Below are 15,728 nucleotides of genomic sequence, written 5' to 3' on the forward strand. Positions count from 1 at the left end.
GAGACCGTCTTCAGCACCGAGCGGCTGTGACGCGCGCGCTTCGCCGTCGCCGCCGTCTTCTGCGTCCACGGCGCGGTCACCGGCAGCTTCGCCACCCGGCGGCACGTTTCTGCTGAGTCGGCCGAAGGCGATCAGGCGTCTTCGTGGGTCGCCACCGCGCGGCGCGCGTCCGCGTCCAGAACGCCCCAGCTGATCAGCTGCTCGGTGAGGACCGAGGGGGACTGGTCGTAGATGACGGCGAGTGTGCGCAGGTCGTCCTGGCGGATCGAGAGCACCTTGCCGTTGTAGTCACCACGCTGGGACTGGATCGTCGCCGCGTAGCGCTGCAGGGGGCCCGCCTTCTCGGCCGGCACGGTGGCCAGCCGCTCCAGGTCGAGGACCAGCTTCGGCGGCGGCTCGGCGGCCCCGCCCGGCGTGGTGCCCGGCAGGAGCTCCTGGACCGGAACGCCATAGAAATCGGCCAGCTCGGCAAGACGCTGCACGGTCACGGCACGGTCGCCGCGCTCGTACGAACCGACCACCACGGCCTTCCAGCGCCCCTGGGACTTCTCCTCGACACCGTGGAGGGAAAGGCCCTGCTGGGTGCGGATGGCCCGGAGCTTGGCCCCGAGCTGTTTGGCGTATTCGCTGGACATATAGCTCCCCGGACACTGTGTCGACGCGGCGGCTGTTTTCCCGCCGCGCGGCTGGTAACTCACTGTGAGGTTACGCAGCGTGACTCTCTTGCGTCAAGCCGAATGGTCCACGCCGACTCTTCCGTGCTGGTGATGGTCCACTACTCCATGGGGGTGATCGGGGCCGCCCCGTTGACCTGCTACCGTGGATGGCGCAAATCCGACGTCCTTTAAGGTCCGTCCCGTGAGGCGGAGAAGGAGGTCCGTTTCGTATGGACACGCACGCGAACCTGCAAGCGTCCGATGCGCGGCCCGTTCTCGAGGGCCCCGACATCGCACGGGTGCTGACCCGTATCGCCCACGAGATCGTCGAGCGCGCCAAGGGCGCCGACGACGTGGTGCTCCTCGGCATCCCCACCCGGGGTGTCTTCCTCGCCCAGCGGCTCGCCGCCAAGCTGGAGCAGATCACCGACCGCAAGATCCCGGTCGGCTCGCTCGACATCACCATGTACCGCGACGACCTGCGCATGCACCCGCCGCGCGCGCTCGCCCGCACCGAGATCCCCGGTGACGGCATCGACGGCCGCCTGGTCGTCCTCGTCGACGACGTGCTCTTCTCCGGCCGCACCATCCGCGCCGCCCTCGACGCCCTGAACGACATCGGGCGCCCGCGCGCGGTCCAGCTCGCGGTGCTGGTCGACCGCGGCCACCGCGAACTCCCCATCCGTGCCGACTACGTCGGCAAGAACCTCCCCACGTCGCTGCGGGAGACGGTCAAGGTCCAGCTCGCCGAGGAGGACGGTCGCGACACCGTGCTGCTCGGTGTCAAGGCCGACCAGTAGCAAGCCCGGCGCAGGGCCGCTCAGGCGCGCCCGCGCGCGTGCCGGTTTGCCCCAATTCTCCCGACTGAACTGCCTTACGGAGCCTGACAGATGCAGCGTCATCTCATCTCGGCCGCCGACCTCACCCGCGACGACGCCGTCCTGATCCTCGACACCGCCGAGGAGATGGCCCGGGTCGCCGACCGGCCGATCAAGAAGCTGCCGACCCTGCGCGGCCGCACGATCGTCAACCTCTTCTTCGAGGACTCCACGCGCACCCGCATCTCTTTCGAGGCCGCCGAGAAGCGCCTCTCCGCGGACGTCATCAACTTCACCGCCAAGGGGTCGAGCGTGTCCAAGGGCGAGTCCCTGAAGGACACCGCCCAGACCCTGGAGGCGATGGGCGTCGACGCCGTCGTCATCCGGCACGGCGCCTCCGGCGCCCCCTATCGGCTGGCCAACTCCGGCTGGATCGACGCCGCCGTCATCAACGCCGGCGACGGCACCCACCAGCACCCCACCCAGGCGCTGCTCGACGCCTTCACCATGCGCCGCCGCCTGGTCGGCCGGGACGCGGGCCTCGGCCAGGACCTGTCCGGCCGGCGCATCACCATCGTCGGCGACGTCCTGCACAGCCGGGTCGCCCGTTCCAACGTCGACCTGCTGCACACCCTCGGCGCCGAGGTCACCCTGGTCGCCCCGCCCACCCTGCTCCCGGTCGGCGTCGAGTCCTGGCCCTGCGCGGTGTCGTACGACCTCGACAGCACGCTGCCCAAGTGCGACGCCGTGATGATGCTCCGCGTCCAGCGCGAGCGGATGAACGCCGCCTTCTTCCCGACCGAGCGCGAGTACTCCCGGCGCTACGGCCTCGACGGCGACCGCATGGCCAAGCTGCCCGAGCACTCCATCGTGATGCACCCCGGCCCCATGGTGCGCGGCATGGAGATCACCGCCGAGGTCGCCGACTCCGACCGCTGCACCGCCGTCGAGCAGGTCGCCAACGGAGTCTCCATCCGGATGGCCGTCCTGTACCTGCTGCTCGGTGGCAACGAGCCCGCCGTCACCCACTCTCGTACCGAGGAGAAGTAAGACCCATGAGCAAGATCCTGATCCGTGGTGCGAAGGTGCTCGGGGGCGAACCGCAGGACGTGCTGATCGACGGCGAGACCATCGCCGAGGTGGGCACCGGTCTGGCCGCCGAGGGCGCCGAGGTCGTCGAGGCGGACGGCAAGGTGCTGCTGCCGGGCCTGGTCGACCTGCACACCCATCTGCGCGAGCCGGGCCGCGAGGACTCCGAGACCGTGCTGACCGGCACGCGCGCGGCGGCGACCGGCGGCTACACCGCCGTCTTCGCCATGGCCAACACCTTCCCCGTCGCCGACACCGCCGGTGTCGTGGAGCAGGTCTGGCGGCTCGGCAAGGAGCACGGCTACTGCGACGTGCAGCCCATCGGCGCCGTCACCGTCGGCCTGGAGGGCAGGAAGCTCGCCGAACTGGGCGCCATGCACGAGTCGGCCGCCGGGGTCACCGTCTTCTCCGACGACGGCAAGTGCGTGGACGACGCGGTGATCATGCGCCGCGCGCTGGAGTACGTGAAGGCCTTCGGTGGTGTCGTCGCCCAGCACGCCCAGGAGCCGCGCCTGACCGAGGGCGCCCAGATGAACGAGGGCGTCGTCTCCGCCGAGCTGGGCCTGGGCGGCTGGCCGGCCGTCGCCGAGGAGTCGATCATCGCCCGGGACGTCCTGCTCGCCGAGCACGTCGGCTCCCGCGTCCACATCTGCCACCTGTCGACCGCCGGCTCGGTCGAGATCGTCCGCTGGGCCAAGTCCCGCGGCATCCGCGTCACCGCCGAGGTCACCCCCCACCACCTGCTCCTCACCGACGAGCTGGTGCGCACCTACAACCCGGTCTACAAGGTCAACCCGCCGCTGCGCACCGAGCGCGACGTCATGGCCCTGCGCGAGGCGCTCGCCGACGGCACGATCGACATCGTCGCCACCGACCACGCCCCGCACCCGCACGAGGACAAGGACTGCGAGTGGGCCGCGGCCGCCATGGGCATGGTCGGCCTGGAGACCGCGTTGTCGGTGGTGCAGGAGACCATGGTCGAAACGGGCCTGCTGGACTGGGCCGGCGTCGCCGACCGGATGTCCGCCAAGCCCGCGCAGATCGGACAGGCCACCGGGCACGGCCGTCCCGTCTCGGCCGGTGAGCCCGCCAACCTCATCCTGGTCGACACGGCATACCGTGGCCAGGTGGACCCCGCGGGCTTCGCCTCGCGCAGCCGCAACACCCCCTACGAGGGTCGTGAGCTGCCGGGCCGTGTGACACACACGTGGCTGCGGGGCAAGGCCACGCTCGTCGACGGGAAGCTCACGTGACACCTGTAATCCTGCTGGCCGAGGCCAAGAGGTCGGCCACGGTCACCGACTGGCCGGCCCGCATCGGCTGGCTCGTCGGAATCCTGCTCTTCATCGCGCTCGTCTACTGGCTGATGCGCGAGGGCTGGAAATGGCGCGGCACCCTCCAGAGCGACCTCCCGGAGCTGCCCGCCGCGCCGGACGAGACCGGCCCGGTGAGACTGAGCATGAGCGGCCGCTACCACGGCTCCACCACCGCCGGGCAGTGGCTGGACCGGATCGTGGCCCACGGCCTCGGCGCCCGCAGCCTGGCCGAGCTCACCCTGACGGACGAGGGCCTGGAGGTCGAGCGCCCCGGCGCGAGCGACTTCTTCGTCCCCGCCGCCGCACTGCGCGGGGCCCGGCTCGACAAGGGCATCGCCGGCAAGGTCCTCACCGAGGGCGGCCTGCTGGTGGTGACCTGGGAGCACGGCGGCAAGCTGATCGACTCCGGCTTCCGCTCCGACCACGCGGCCGAGCACGCCGAGTGGGTCGACACCCTGAACCAGATGACCAACGACACGGAAGGCGCACGATGACGACCTCCACCAGGGGAGCTGCCAAGGCTCCCGCCGTACTCGTCCTGGAGGACGGCCGCACCTTCCGCGGCCGCGCCTACGGGGCCGTGGGGGAGACCTTCGGCGAGGCCGTGTTCTCCACCGGTATGACCGGCTACCAGGAGACCCTCACCGACCCGTCGTACGACCGCCAGATCGTCGTCGCCACCGCCCCGCAGATCGGCAACACCGGCTGGAACGACGAGGACGACGAGTCCGGCCGCATCTGGGTCTCCGGCTACGTCGTGCGCGACCCCGCGCGCGTGCCGTCCAACTGGCGCGCCAGGCGCTCCCTGGACGACGAGCTGGAGCGGCAGGGCGTGGTCGGCATCTCCGGCATCGACACCCGCGCACTCACCCGCCACCTGCGCGAGCGCGGCTCGATGCGCGCCGGCATCTTCTCCGGCGAGGCCGTCGCCCCCGAGAGCGAGCTCCTCGCGCGCGTGCAGGCCCAGCCCCACATGAAGGGCGCGAGCCTCTACGAGGAGGTCGCGACCAAGGAGGCGTACGTCGTCCCGGCCGTCGGCGAGAAGCGCTTCACGGTCGCCGCGATCGACCTCGGCATCAAGGGCATGACCCCGCACCGCATGGCCGAGCGCGGCATCGAGGTGCACGTGCTGCCCGCGACCGCCACGGCCGACGAGGTCTACGCCGTCAACCCGGACGGTGTGTTCTTCTCCAACGGCCCCGGCGACCCCGCGACCGCCGACGGCCCGGTCGCCCTGATGTCGTCCGTCCTGGAGCGCAGGACGCCGCTGTTCGGCATCTGCTTCGGCAACCAGATCCTCGGCCGCGCCCTCGGCTTCGGCACCTACAAGCTGAAGTACGGCCACCGCGGCATCAACCAGCCGGTCCAGGACCGTACGACCGGCAAGGTCGAGGTCACCGCGCACAACCACGGCTTCGCCGTGGACGCGCCGCTCGACAAGGTCAGCGAGACCAAGTTCGGCCGCGCCGAGGTCTCGCACGTCTGCCTGAACGACAACGTCGTGGAGGGGCTCCAGCTGCTCGACCAGCCCGCCTTCTCCGTCCAGTACCACCCCGAAGCGGCAGCCGGTCCGCACGACGCCGCCTACCTGTTCGACCGCTTCGTCTCCCTGATGGAGGGCCAGCGTGCCTAAGCGCACCGATATCCAGTCCGTCCTGGTCATCGGCTCCGGCCCGATCGTCATCGGTCAGGCCGCCGAGTTCGACTACTCCGGCACCCAGGCGTGCCGGGTGCTCAAGGCCGAGGGCCTGCGCGTGGTCCTCGTCAACTCCAACCCGGCGACGATCATGACCGACCCGGAGATCGCCGACGCCACCTACGTCGAGCCGATCACCCCCGAGTTCGTCGAGAAGATCATCGCCAAGGAGCGCCCCGACGCCCTGCTGCCGACCCTGGGCGGCCAGACGGCCCTGAACACCGCCATCTCGCTGCACGAGAACGGTGTCCTGGCCAAGTACGGCGTCGAGCTGATCGGCGCCAAGCCCGAGGCGATCCACAAGGGCGAGGACCGCGAGCAGTTCAAGGCGGTCGTGGAGGAGGTCCGCCGCAAGACCGGGCACGGCGAGTCCGCCCGCTCGGTGATCTGCCACTCCATGGACGACGTCCTCAAGGGCGTCGAGACCCTCGGCGGCTACCCGGTCGTCGTGCGCCCCTCGTTCACCATGGGCGGCGCTGGCTCCGGCTTCGCGCACGACGAGGAGGAGCTGCGCCGCATCGCCGGCCAGGGCCTCACCCTGTCGCCCACCACCGAGGTGCTCCTGGAGGAGTCCATCCTCGGCTGGAAGGAGTACGAGCTGGAGCTGATGCGCGACAAGCACGACAACGTCGTGGTCGTCTGCTCCATCGAGAACTTCGACCCCATGGGCGTGCACACCGGTGACTCGATCACCGTCGCGCCCTCGATGACGCTGACCGACCGCGAGTACCAGGTCCTGCGCGACATCGGCATCGCCGTCATCCGCGAGGTCGGCGTCGACACCGGCGGCTGCAACATCCAGTTCGCGGTGAACCCCGAGGACGGCCGCGTGATCGTCATCGAGATGAACCCGCGCGTGTCGCGTTCCTCGGCGCTCGCCTCCAAGGCGACCGGCTTCCCGATCGCCAAGATCGCCGCCAAGCTGGCCGTCGGCTACACGCTGGACGAGATCCCGAACGACATCACCCAGGAGACCCCGGCCTCCTTCGAGCCCACGCTCGACTACGTGGTCGTCAAGGCCCCGCGCTTCGCCTTCGAGAAGTTCCCGCAGGCCGACTCCACGCTGACCACCACCATGAAGTCGGTCGGCGAGGCCATGGCCATCGGCCGCAACTTCCCCGAGGCCTTCCAGAAGGCGCTGCGCTCCCTGGAGAAGAAGGGCAGCCAGTTCACCTTCGTCGGCGAGCCCGGCGACAAGGCAGCGCTGCTGCACGAGGCCGTGCGGCCCACCGACGGCCGGATCAACACGGTCATGCGGGCCATCCGCGCGGGCGCCACGCCGGAGGAGGTCTTCGAGTACACGAAGATCGACCCGTGGTTCGTCGACCAGCTCTTCCTGATCAAGGAGATCGCCGACGAGCTGGCCGAGGCCCCCGAGCTGACCGCCGACCTGCTCGCCGAGGCCAAGCGGCACGGCTTCTCCGACCAGCAGATCGGCGAGATCCGCGGCCTGCGCGAGGACGTCGTACGCGAGGTCCGGCACGCGCTCGGCATCCGCCCGGTCTACAAGACGGTCGACACCTGCGCCGCCGAGTTCGCCGCGAGGACGCCGTACTTCTACTCCGCCTACGACGAGGAGACCGAGGTCGCGCGGCGCGAGAAGCCCGCGGTGATCATCCTGGGCTCCGGCCCGAACCGCATCGGCCAGGGCATCGAGTTCGACTACTCCTGCGTGCACGCCTCCTTCGCGCTGTCGGACGCCGGGTACGAGACCGTGATGGTCAACTGCAACCCGGAGACCGTCTCCACCGACTACGACACCTCCGACCGTCTGTACTTCGAGCCGCTGACGCTTGAGGACGTGCTGGAGATCGTCCACGCGGAGTCCCTCGCCGGTCCCGTCGCGGGCGTGATCGTCCAGCTCGGCGGCCAGACCCCGCTGGGCCTCTCGCAGGCCCTGAAGGACAACGGCGTGCCGATCGTGGGCACGTCCCCCGAGGCGATCCACGCGGCCGAGGACCGCGGCGCCTTCGGCCGTGTCCTCGCCGAGGCGGGCCTGCCCGCCCCCAAGCACGGCACGGCCACCACCTTCGAGGAGGCCAAGGCCATCGCCGACGAGATCGGCTACCCGGTCCTGGTCCGGCCCTCGTACGTCCTCGGCGGGCGTGGCATGGAGATCGTCTACGACGAGACCCGCCTCGCCAGCTACATCGCCGAGTCGACCGAGATCAGCCCCTCCCGGCCGGTCCTCGTCGACCGCTTCCTGGACGACGCCATCGAGATCGACGTCGACGCGCTCTACGACGGCGAGGAGCTGTACCTCGGCGGCGTGATGGAGCACATCGAGGAGGCCGGCATCCACTCCGGCGACTCGGCGTGCGCCCTGCCTCCGATCACCCTCGGCGGCTTCGACATCAAGCGGCTGCGCGCCTCCACCGAGGCCATCGCCAAGGGCGTCGGCGTGCGCGGTCTGATCAACATCCAGTTCGCGATGGCCGGCGACATCCTCTACGTCCTGGAGGCCAACCCGCGCGCCTCCCGTACGGTCCCCTTCACCTCCAAGGCGACCGCGGTGCCGCTGGCCAAGGCCGCCGCCCGGATCTCGCTCGGCGCGACCGTCGCCGAGCTGCGCGCCGAGGGCCTGCTGCCCAGGCACGGCGACGGCGGTGAGCTGCCGCTGGACGCGCCGATCTCCGTCAAGGAGGCCGTGATGCCGTGGTCGCGCTTCCGCGACATCCAGGGCCGCGGCGTGGACACCGTCCTCGGCCCGGAGATGCGCTCCACCGGCGAGGTCATGGGCATCGACTCGGTCTTCGGCACGGCGTACGCCAAGTCGCAGGCCGGTGCCTACGGCCCGCTGCCCACCAAGGGCCGCGCGTTCATCTCGGTCGCCAACCGCGACAAGCGGTCGATGATCTTCCCGGCGCGGGAGCTGGTCGCCCACGGCTTCGAGCTGCTCGCCACCTCCGGCACCGCCGAGGTCCTCAAGCGCAACGGCATCAACGCCACCGTCGTGCGCAAGCAGTCCGAGGGCACCGGCCCGAACGGCGAGAAGACCATCGTCCAGCTCATCCACGACGGCGAGGTCGACCTCATCGTCAACACCCCGTACGGCACCGGCGGCCGCCTCGACGGCTACGACATCCGTACGGCGGCCGTGGCCCGCTCGGTCCCGTGCCTGACGACCGTCCAGGCGCTCGCCGCGGCGGTCCAGGGCATCGACGCGCTCAACCACGGCGACGTGGGCGTCCGCTCGCTCCAGGAACACGCGGAACACCTGACCGCGGCCCGCGACTAGCAGCCCCGAGGGGGACACCGGAAACGGTGTCCCCCTCTTCATGAGGACACCAGATCTTCATGAGGACACCAGAGGACTTTCCGAAGATGTACAAGCTGTTCTTCCGTCTGGTTTTCACCCGGATGGATCCCGAGCAGGCCCACTACCTGGCCTTCCGCTGGATCCGCCTCGCCGCCCGCGTCCCCGTCCTGCGCACCTTCGTCGCGGCCGCCCTCGCGCCCCGCCACAAGGAGCTGCGCACCGAGGCCCTCGGGCTGCGCATGCACGGCCCCTTCGGGCTCGCGGCCGGCTTCGACAAGAACGCCGTCGCCATCGACGGCATGTCCATGCTGGGCTTCGACCACGTCGAGATCGGCACGGTCACCGGGGAGCCGCAGCCCGGCAACCCCAAGAAGCGGCTGTTCCGGCTCGTGGCGGACCGCGCGCTGATCAACCGCATGGGCTTCAACAACGACGGCTCGCTGGCCGTGGCGGCCCGCCTGGCCACGCGCCAGCCGGTCTTCCGGACCGTCGTGGGCGTCAACATCGGCAAGACCAAGGTCGTCCCCGAGGCGGATGCCGTCGGCGACTACGTGAAGTCGGCCGAGCGCCTCGCCGCGTACGCCGACTACCTGGTCGTGAACGTCTCCTCGCCGAACACGCCCGGCCTGCGCAACCTGCAGGCCGTCGACCATCTGCGGCCGCTGCTGAGCGCCGTGCGCGAGGCCGCCGACCGCACGGTCGCGAACCGGCGCGTCCCGCTCCTGGTGAAGATCGCCCCGGACCTCGCCGACGAGGACATCGACGCGGTCGCCGACCTGGCCGTCGAGCTGGGCCTGGACGGCATCATCGCGACCAACACCACCATCGCGCGCGAGGGCCTCGGCCTGAGGTCCGGGCAGGACCTGGTGAAGGAGACCGGAGGCCTGTCCGGCGCACCGCTGAAGGCGCGTTCCCTGGAGGTCCTGCGCCGCCTGTACGCGCGCGTGGGCGACCGGATCACCCTGGTCGGGGTCGGCGGCATCGAGACCGCCGAGGACGCCTGGCAGCGCATCCTGGCCGGTGCCACGCTGGTCCAGGGGTACAGCGCCTTCGTCTACGAGGGCCCCTTCTGGTGCCGCGCGATTCACAAGGGCCTCGCCGCCCGCCTGCGCACCAGCCCGTACGCCACCCTCGCCGACGCGGTCGGCGCCGACGTGAGGAAGCCCGCATGACCCCGATGGAGCCCTTCGGCGCCCGGCTGCGCCGTGCCATGGACGAGCGCGGCCCGCTGTGCGTCGGCATCGACCCGCACGCCTCCCTGCTCGCCGAGTGGGGCCTGAACGACGACGTGGCCGGCCTGGAGCGGTTCAGCCGCACGGTCGTCGAGGCGATGGCCGGCCGAGTGGCCGTCCTGAAGCCGCAGAGCGCCTTCTTCGAGCGGTTCGGCTCACGCGGTCTGGCCGTCCTGGAGCGGTCGGTCCAGGAGGCGCGCCAGGCCGGCGCGCTGGTCGTGATGGACGCCAAGCGCGGCGACATCGGCTCGACCATGGCCGCCTACGCCGAGGCGTTCCTGCACAAGGACGCCCCGCTGTTCTCCGACGCCCTGACCGTCTCGCCGTACCTCGGCTACGGCTCGCTCAGCCCGGCCGTCGCCCTGGCCCGGGAGAGCGGCGCGGGCCTGTTCGTGCTGGCGCTGACCTCGAACCCCGAGGGCCACGAGGTGCAGCACGCGATCCGCGCCGACGGCCGGACCGTGGGGGCGACCATGCTGGCCCACCTGGCGGTGGAGAACGCGGGGGAGGAGCCGCTGGGCTCCTTCGGCGCGGTCGTCGGCGCCACGCTCGGGGACCTGTCCTCGTACGACCTCGCGATCAACGGCCCGCTGCTCGCGCCCGGCATCGGCGCCCAGGGCGCGACCCCGGCCGACCTCCCGGCGGTCTTCGGGCCGGCCGTGCGCAACGTCGTGCCCAACGTCAGCCGGGGCGTCCTGCGGCACGGTCCCGACGTCGGGGCGCTGCGCGGGGCGGCCGAGCGCTTCGCGGAGGAGATCCGGGCGGCCGTGGCCGGTGCCTGACGGCCCCGACGGGTGCCCGGGTGAGCGGCCCGGTCGGCGACTTGAGTGTGAATACATCCTCAAATCGAGGGCAGTATGTCTGAAATGTCCGGCCTGGCGGAGGCTGACCAGGACTTTTCCGCTGTTCTCGCTGACTCTGGCGGACTTGACCGCTAGTCTCCGAGCAGAGTGAACGGGCGAAGCGTGTTGCTCGTAGCTCCCCAGGTGTGGGGCGACTAGGTTCCTCACCGGTCCGTATCCGACAGTTCGACATCCGAGGTGACGTAGGCGTGGCTCTTCCGCCCCTTACCCCTGAACAGCGCGCAGCCGCGCTCGAAAAGGCCGCCGCGGCTCGCCGGGAGCGGGCCGAGGTCAAGAATCGACTCAAGCACTCCGGCGCCTCCCTGCACGAGGTCATCAAGCAGGGCCAGGAGAACGACGTCATCGGCAAGATGAAGGTCTCCGCACTGCTCGAGTCCCTGCCGGGCGTGGGCAAGGTCCGCGCCAAGCAGATCATGGAGCGTCTGGGCATCTCCGAGAGCCGCCGTGTGCGGGGTCTCGGCTCCAACCAGATCGCCTCCCTGGAGCGTGAGTTCGGCAGCACCGGCTCCTGAGTCCGGACCTTCGCCGGACCGGGAGTCCCGGGCACTCCGGGATTGCTGGAATAATCGCTGCATGGCTGCAACATTCCGGGGGACGACCCCCGAGCCCCCGGACGTACGTCCGCGGCTGACCGTGCTCTCCGGCCCCTCGGGGGTCGGCAAGAGCACGGTCGTCGCTCATATGCGCAAGGAACACCCCGAGGTCTGGCTCTCGGTGTCGGCGACCACCCGTACGCCGCGCCCCGGCGAGCAGCACGGAGTCCACTACTTCTTCGTCACCGACGAGGAGATGGACAAGCTGATCGCCAACGGCGAGCTGCTGGAGTGGGCCGAGTTCGCCGGCAACCGCTACGGCACGCCCCGCGCGGCCGTGCTGGAGCGGCTGGAGAACGGCGAGCCGGTCCTGCTGGAGATCGACCTCCAGGGCGCCCGGCAGGTCCGTGAGTCCATGTCCGACGCGCAGCTGGTGTTCCTGGCCCCGCCCTCCTGGGAGGAGCTGGTGCGCAGGCTCACCGGCCGGGGGACCGAGCCGCCCGAGGTCATCGAGCGCCGCCTGGAGGCGGCCAGGACCGAGCTGGCGGCCGAGCCGGAGTTCGACGAGACCTTGGTCAACACCTCCGTCGAGGACGTGGCCCGCGAGCTGCTAGCCTTGATGGACGTTGTGTGATCACGAGTGTGTGATCATGAATGATTCTTTCCCACCCATCGGAAGGTAGAGCGTGTCCTCTTCCATCACCGCGCCCGAGGGCATCATCAACCCGCCGATCGACGAGCTTCTCGAGGCCACCGACTCGAAGTACAGCCTCGTGATCTACGCGGCCAAGCGTGCCCGCCAGATCAACGCGTACTACTCGCAGCTCGGCGAGGGCCTCCTCGAGTACGTCGGTCCGCTCGTCGACACCCACGTCCACGAGAAGCCGCTCTCGATCGCCCTGCGCGAGATCAACGCAGGTCTGCTGACCTCCGAGGCCATCGAGGGCCCCGCCCAGTAGCACCGCGCGATAGTACTTTCAGATTGCGGTTGACTTATCCACAGGCCCGGCAGTCGGACTGCCGGGCCTGTGGTGTGTGATGGTCCCGTACGTTCGAGCCGGGGAGAGACGGTGGACAAGCCGAGGGTCGTTCTGGGCGTCAGCGGCGGCATCGCCGCGTACAAGGCCTGTGAGCTGCTGAGAAGGTTCACGGAGTCGGGCCACGACGTGCGCGTGGTGCCCACGGCCTCGGCGCTGCACTTCGTCGGCGCCGCCACCTGGTCCGCCCTGTCCGGCAACCCGGTCGCCACCGAGGTCTGGGACGACGTCCACGAGGTCCCGCACGTCCGCATCGGCCAGCACGCCGACCTCGTGGTGGTGGCCCCGGCGACGGCCGACATGCTCGCCAAGGCCGCCCACGGCCTCGCCGACGACCTGCTGACCAACACCCTCCTGACGGCCCGCTGCCCCGTGGTCTTCGCCCCGGCGATGCACACGGAGATGTGGGAGCACCCCGCCACCCAGGAGAACGTGGCCACGCTGCGCCGCCGGGGCGCCGTCGTCGTCGAGCCCGCCGTCGGCCGCCTCACCGGCGTCGACACCGGCAAGGGCCGGCTGCCCGACCCGGGGGAGATCTTCGAGGTCTGCCGCCGGGTGCTGGCCCGGGGCGTCGCCGAGCCCGATCTCCGGGGCCGGCACGTGGTCGTCTCCGCGGGCGGCACCCGCGAGCCCCTCGACCCCGTGCGCTTCCTCGGCAACCGCTCCTCCGGCAAGCAGGGCTACGCCCTCGCCCGCACGGCAGCCGCCCGCGGCGCCCGGGTGACGCTGATCGCGGCCAACACCGGCCTGCCCGACCCGGCGGGCGTGGACGTCGTCCAGGTCGGGACCGCCGTCCAGCTGCGCGAGGCCGTGCTGAAGGCCTCGGCGGAGGCCGACGCCGTCGTCATGGCCGCCGCCGTCGCCGACTTCCGCCCGGCGGCCTACGCCACCGGCAAGATCAAGAAGAAGGACGACAAGGAGCCCGACCCCATCGTCCTGGTGCGGAATCCGGACATCCTCGCGGAGGTCTCCGCCGATCGGGCCAGGGCCGGACAGGTGATCGTCGGCTTCGCCGCCGAGACCGACGACGTCCTCGCCAACGGCCGCGCCAAGCTCGCCCGCAAGGGCTGCGACCTGCTCGTGGTCAACGAGGTGGGGGAGCGCAAGACCTTCGGCTCCGAGGAGAACGAGGCGGTCGTGCTGGGCGCCGACGGCACCGAGACCCCGGTGCCGTACGGGCCCAAGGAGGCCCTGGCCGAGATCGTCTGGGATCTGGTCGTCCCGCGGCTGGGCTGACGCCCGGCGGGCCGGACGTCAGGTCCACGACACGCGGAAAACGGGTGTGGCGACCCTGGCCAAGGTCACTCGGCATTGTGCAGAATGCCCGTGCCGCAGGTCACAGCGCTCCCGAGAGGCGAGACGGTGGCCCATCGGCCGAGTGCGACCGATAAACTGTTCACGGTCGACGCCGGGCGCAGCCCCGTGTCGACCGCAAATGATCAGCCAGCAGCCGCTGCAACCACAGGGAGCGTTGTGTCCCGTCGCCTGTTCACCTCGGAGTCCGTGACCGAGGGTCACCCCGACAAGATCGCTGACCAGATCAGCGACACCATTCTCGACGCGCTCCTGCGCGAGGACCCGACCTCCCGGGTCGCCGTGGAGACGCTCATCACCACCGGCCTGGTGCACGTGGCCGGCGAGGTGACGACCAAGGCTTACGCGGACATCGCGACCCTCGTCCGCAGCAAGATCCTGGAGATCGGCTACGACTCCTCCAAGAAGGGCTTCGACGGCGCCTCCTGCGGCGTCTCGGTGTCCATCGGCGCGCAGTCCCCGGACATCGCGCAGGGCGTCGACACCGCGTACGAGTCCCGGGTCGAGGGCGACGAGGACGAGCTGGACCGGCAGGGCGCGGGCGACCAGGGCCTGATGTTCGGCTACGCGTCCGACGAGACGCCGACCCTGATGCCGCTGCCGATCTTCCTGGCGCACCGCCTGTCCAAGCGCCTCTCCGAGGTCCGCAAGAACGGCACCATCCCCTACCTGCGCCCCGACGGCAAGACGCAGGTCACCATCGAGTACGACGGCGACAAGGCCGTCCGCCTCGACACGGTCGTGGTCTCCTCCCAGCACGCCTCGGACATCGACCTGGAGTCGCTGCTGGCCCCCGACATCCGCGAGTTCGTCGTGGAGCCGGAGCTGAAGGCGCTCCTGGACGAGGGCATCAAGCTGGACACCGAGGGCTACCGGCTGCTGGTCAACCCGACCGGCCGCTTCGAGATCGGCGGCCCGATGGGCGACGCCGGCCTGACCGGCCGCAAGATCATCATCGACACCTACGGCGGCATGGCCCGCCACGGTGGCGGCGCCTTCTCCGGCAAGGACCCGTCCAAGGTGGACCGCTCGGCCGCGTACGCGATGCGCTGGGTCGCCAAGAACGTCGTGGCGGCCGGCCTGGCCTCCCGCTGCGAGGTCCAGGTCGCGTACGCGATCGGCAAGGCCGAGCCCGTCGGCCTCTTCGTCGAGACCTTCGGCACCGCCAAGGTCGACGTCGAGAGGATCGAGAAGGCCATCGACGAGGTCTTCGACCTCCGTCCGGCCGCGATCATCCGCGACCTCGACCTGCTCCGCCCGATCTACGCCCAGACCGCCGCCTACGGCCACTTCGGCCGCGAGCTGCCCGACTTCACCTGGGAGCGCACGGACCGCGTCGACGCCCTGCGCGCCGCCGTGGGCCTGTAGGCCCCGCCGTCCCGCTCCCGAGGCCCGGCTCCCCACGGGGGCCGGGCCTCGGCGTGTCCCGGAGCAGCCGGCGGGCGCCGGCCCGGTCCCACCGAATTGACTGGCGGGGGCGGAGGGGTGGTTCCTACGCTTGAGGCCGCCGGTGCCCGCCCGGTGCGAGGGCCGCGGATACTTCTGGGTGGAAACCCTCGCAGGTTCGAATCCTGCTGCCGGTCCGCGAGCGGAGCGGTATGGCCGAGTGGCCGAAGGCGGAGGCGCCGTGAGGCGTGGGCCGTGGCCGGGGTGATCTCGGGCGGGCGCCGGCCGTCCGGCGCCGTTGTCGGTGCCGTTTGGTAAGAATGCAAGCGTGAGCAGCGAGAACGGGGCACCCCCGACAGAGGGGGACGGCGGGGCCGAGGGGGCGCCGCCGGAGCAGCTCGCGCTCATCCGGGAGAGCGTGCGCAAGGCGAAGACGCCCCGGGCCAAGCCGCGGACCTGGCGGGGCGCCGCGCTCGCGGAGCGGCTGCCGGTCGCGCGGGTGCTGGTCGACAAGGGCGTGCTCCACCTC

Annotated in this window: 15 protein-coding genes; 14 read left to right on the top strand and 1 reads right to left on the bottom strand. The window is 70.8% G+C overall.

Annotation, left to right across the window (positions count from 1 at the left end; all coding sequences use genetic code 11):
- Positions 1–131 precede the first annotated feature (131 nt).
- On the bottom strand, positions 132–635 hold the full coding sequence (gene bldD / locus ACWEN3_RS24080) for a transcriptional regulator BldD (RefSeq protein WP_020938842.1): 504 nt from the start codon (positions 633–635) through the stop codon (positions 132–134).
- 251 nt (positions 636–886) lie between these two features.
- On the opposite strand from bldD, the gene pyrR reads away from it, so the two are divergent.
- The 14 genes from pyrR to ACWEN3_RS24150 form a co-directional block, all read left to right on the top strand.
- The gene (gene pyrR / locus ACWEN3_RS24085) at positions 887–1,456 is read left to right on the top strand and encodes a bifunctional pyr operon transcriptional regulator/uracil phosphoribosyltransferase PyrR (protein ID WP_452974586.1); all 570 of its coding nucleotides are present in this window, start codon (positions 887–889) and stop codon (positions 1,454–1,456) included.
- Between the two features lie 90 nt (positions 1,457–1,546).
- Positions 1,547–2,524, top strand: a complete 978-nt coding sequence (locus tag ACWEN3_RS24090) for an aspartate carbamoyltransferase catalytic subunit (protein WP_452974589.1) — start codon at positions 1,547–1,549, stop codon at positions 2,522–2,524.
- 5 nt (positions 2,525–2,529) lie between these two features.
- Positions 2,530–3,816 carry a dihydroorotase gene (locus tag ACWEN3_RS24095; protein ID WP_452974592.1) on the top strand — a complete coding sequence of 429 codons (1,287 nt, stop codon included), beginning with the start codon at positions 2,530–2,532 and terminating at the stop codon, positions 3,814–3,816.
- Positions 3,813–4,373, top strand: a complete 561-nt coding sequence (locus ACWEN3_RS24100) for a PH-like domain-containing protein (protein ID WP_452974595.1) — start codon at positions 3,813–3,815, stop codon at positions 4,371–4,373. The genes ACWEN3_RS24095 and ACWEN3_RS24100 overlap by 4 nt, the downstream gene beginning before the upstream one ends.
- The gene (gene carA, locus ACWEN3_RS24105; protein WP_452974598.1) at positions 4,370–5,512 is read left to right on the top strand and encodes a glutamine-hydrolyzing carbamoyl-phosphate synthase small subunit; all 1,143 of its coding nucleotides are present in this window, start codon (positions 4,370–4,372) and stop codon (positions 5,510–5,512) included. Before ACWEN3_RS24100 ends, carA begins: the two co-directional genes overlap by 4 nt.
- Positions 5,505–8,813, top strand: a complete 3,309-nt coding sequence (gene carB, locus ACWEN3_RS24110) for a carbamoyl-phosphate synthase large subunit (RefSeq protein ID WP_452974601.1) — start codon at positions 5,505–5,507, stop codon at positions 8,811–8,813. The genes carA and carB overlap by 8 nt, the downstream gene beginning before the upstream one ends.
- Before the next feature lie 86 nt (positions 8,814–8,899).
- Complete coding sequence (locus tag ACWEN3_RS24115) at positions 8,900–10,006, top strand: quinone-dependent dihydroorotate dehydrogenase (RefSeq protein ID WP_452974619.1); 1,107 nt, start codon at positions 8,900–8,902, stop codon at positions 10,004–10,006.
- Positions 10,003–10,848, top strand: a complete 846-nt coding sequence (gene pyrF, locus ACWEN3_RS24120) for an orotidine-5'-phosphate decarboxylase (protein ID WP_452974604.1) — start codon at positions 10,003–10,005, stop codon at positions 10,846–10,848. Before ACWEN3_RS24115 ends, pyrF begins: the two co-directional genes overlap by 4 nt.
- Before the next feature lie 269 nt (positions 10,849–11,117).
- A complete protein-coding gene (locus tag ACWEN3_RS24125; RefSeq protein WP_003977346.1) occupies positions 11,118–11,441 on the top strand; it encodes an integration host factor in 324 nt (107 codons plus the stop codon).
- A 61-nt stretch (positions 11,442–11,502) separates the two neighbouring features.
- A complete protein-coding gene (gene gmk / locus ACWEN3_RS24130; protein WP_452974607.1) occupies positions 11,503–12,096 on the top strand; it encodes a guanylate kinase in 594 nt (197 codons plus the stop codon).
- 52 nt (positions 12,097–12,148) lie between these two features.
- Complete coding sequence (gene rpoZ, locus ACWEN3_RS24135; protein ID WP_005319902.1) at positions 12,149–12,421, top strand: DNA-directed RNA polymerase subunit omega; 273 nt, start codon at positions 12,149–12,151, stop codon at positions 12,419–12,421.
- Positions 12,422–12,532: 111 nt separating this feature from the next.
- Positions 12,533–13,735 carry a bifunctional phosphopantothenoylcysteine decarboxylase/phosphopantothenate--cysteine ligase CoaBC gene (gene coaBC, locus ACWEN3_RS24140; RefSeq protein WP_452974610.1) on the top strand — a complete coding sequence of 401 codons (1,203 nt, stop codon included), beginning with the start codon at positions 12,533–12,535 and terminating at the stop codon, positions 13,733–13,735.
- Positions 13,736–13,972: 237 nt separating this feature from the next.
- Positions 13,973–15,181, top strand: coding sequence for a methionine adenosyltransferase (gene metK, locus ACWEN3_RS24145; RefSeq protein ID WP_452974613.1), 1,209 nt, complete (start codon positions 13,973–13,975; stop codon positions 15,179–15,181).
- 346 nt (positions 15,182–15,527) lie between these two features.
- Positions 15,528–15,728, top strand: a 201-nt coding sequence (locus ACWEN3_RS24150) for a hypothetical protein (RefSeq protein WP_452974616.1), incomplete at its 3' end; no start/stop codon positions are given.

This window comes from Streptomyces sp. NPDC004561 (genome assembly GCF_053602155.1).

Bases quoted from the DNA above. Each gene is read 5' to 3' on its own strand.
- carA (WP_452974598.1), top strand. From the start codon at position 4,370: ATGACGACCTCCACCAGGGGAGCTGCCAAGGCTCCCGCCGTACTCGTC.
- pyrR (WP_452974586.1), top strand. From the start codon at position 887: ATGGACACGCACGCGAACCTGCAAGCGTCCGATGCGCGGCCCGTTCTC.
- ACWEN3_RS24095 (WP_452974592.1), top strand. From the start codon at position 2,530: ATGAGCAAGATCCTGATCCGTGGTGCGAAGGTGCTCGGGGGCGAACCG.
- bldD (WP_020938842.1), bottom strand. From the start codon at position 635: ATGTCCAGCGAATACGCCAAACAGCTCGGGGCCAAGCTCCGGGCCATC.
- gmk (WP_452974607.1), top strand. From the start codon at position 11,503: ATGGCTGCAACATTCCGGGGGACGACCCCCGAGCCCCCGGACGTACGT.
- ACWEN3_RS24115 (WP_452974619.1), top strand. From the start codon at position 8,900: ATGTACAAGCTGTTCTTCCGTCTGGTTTTCACCCGGATGGATCCCGAG.
- ACWEN3_RS24090 (WP_452974589.1), top strand. From the start codon at position 1,547: ATGCAGCGTCATCTCATCTCGGCCGCCGACCTCACCCGCGACGACGCC.
- pyrF (WP_452974604.1), top strand. From the start codon at position 10,003: ATGACCCCGATGGAGCCCTTCGGCGCCCGGCTGCGCCGTGCCATGGAC.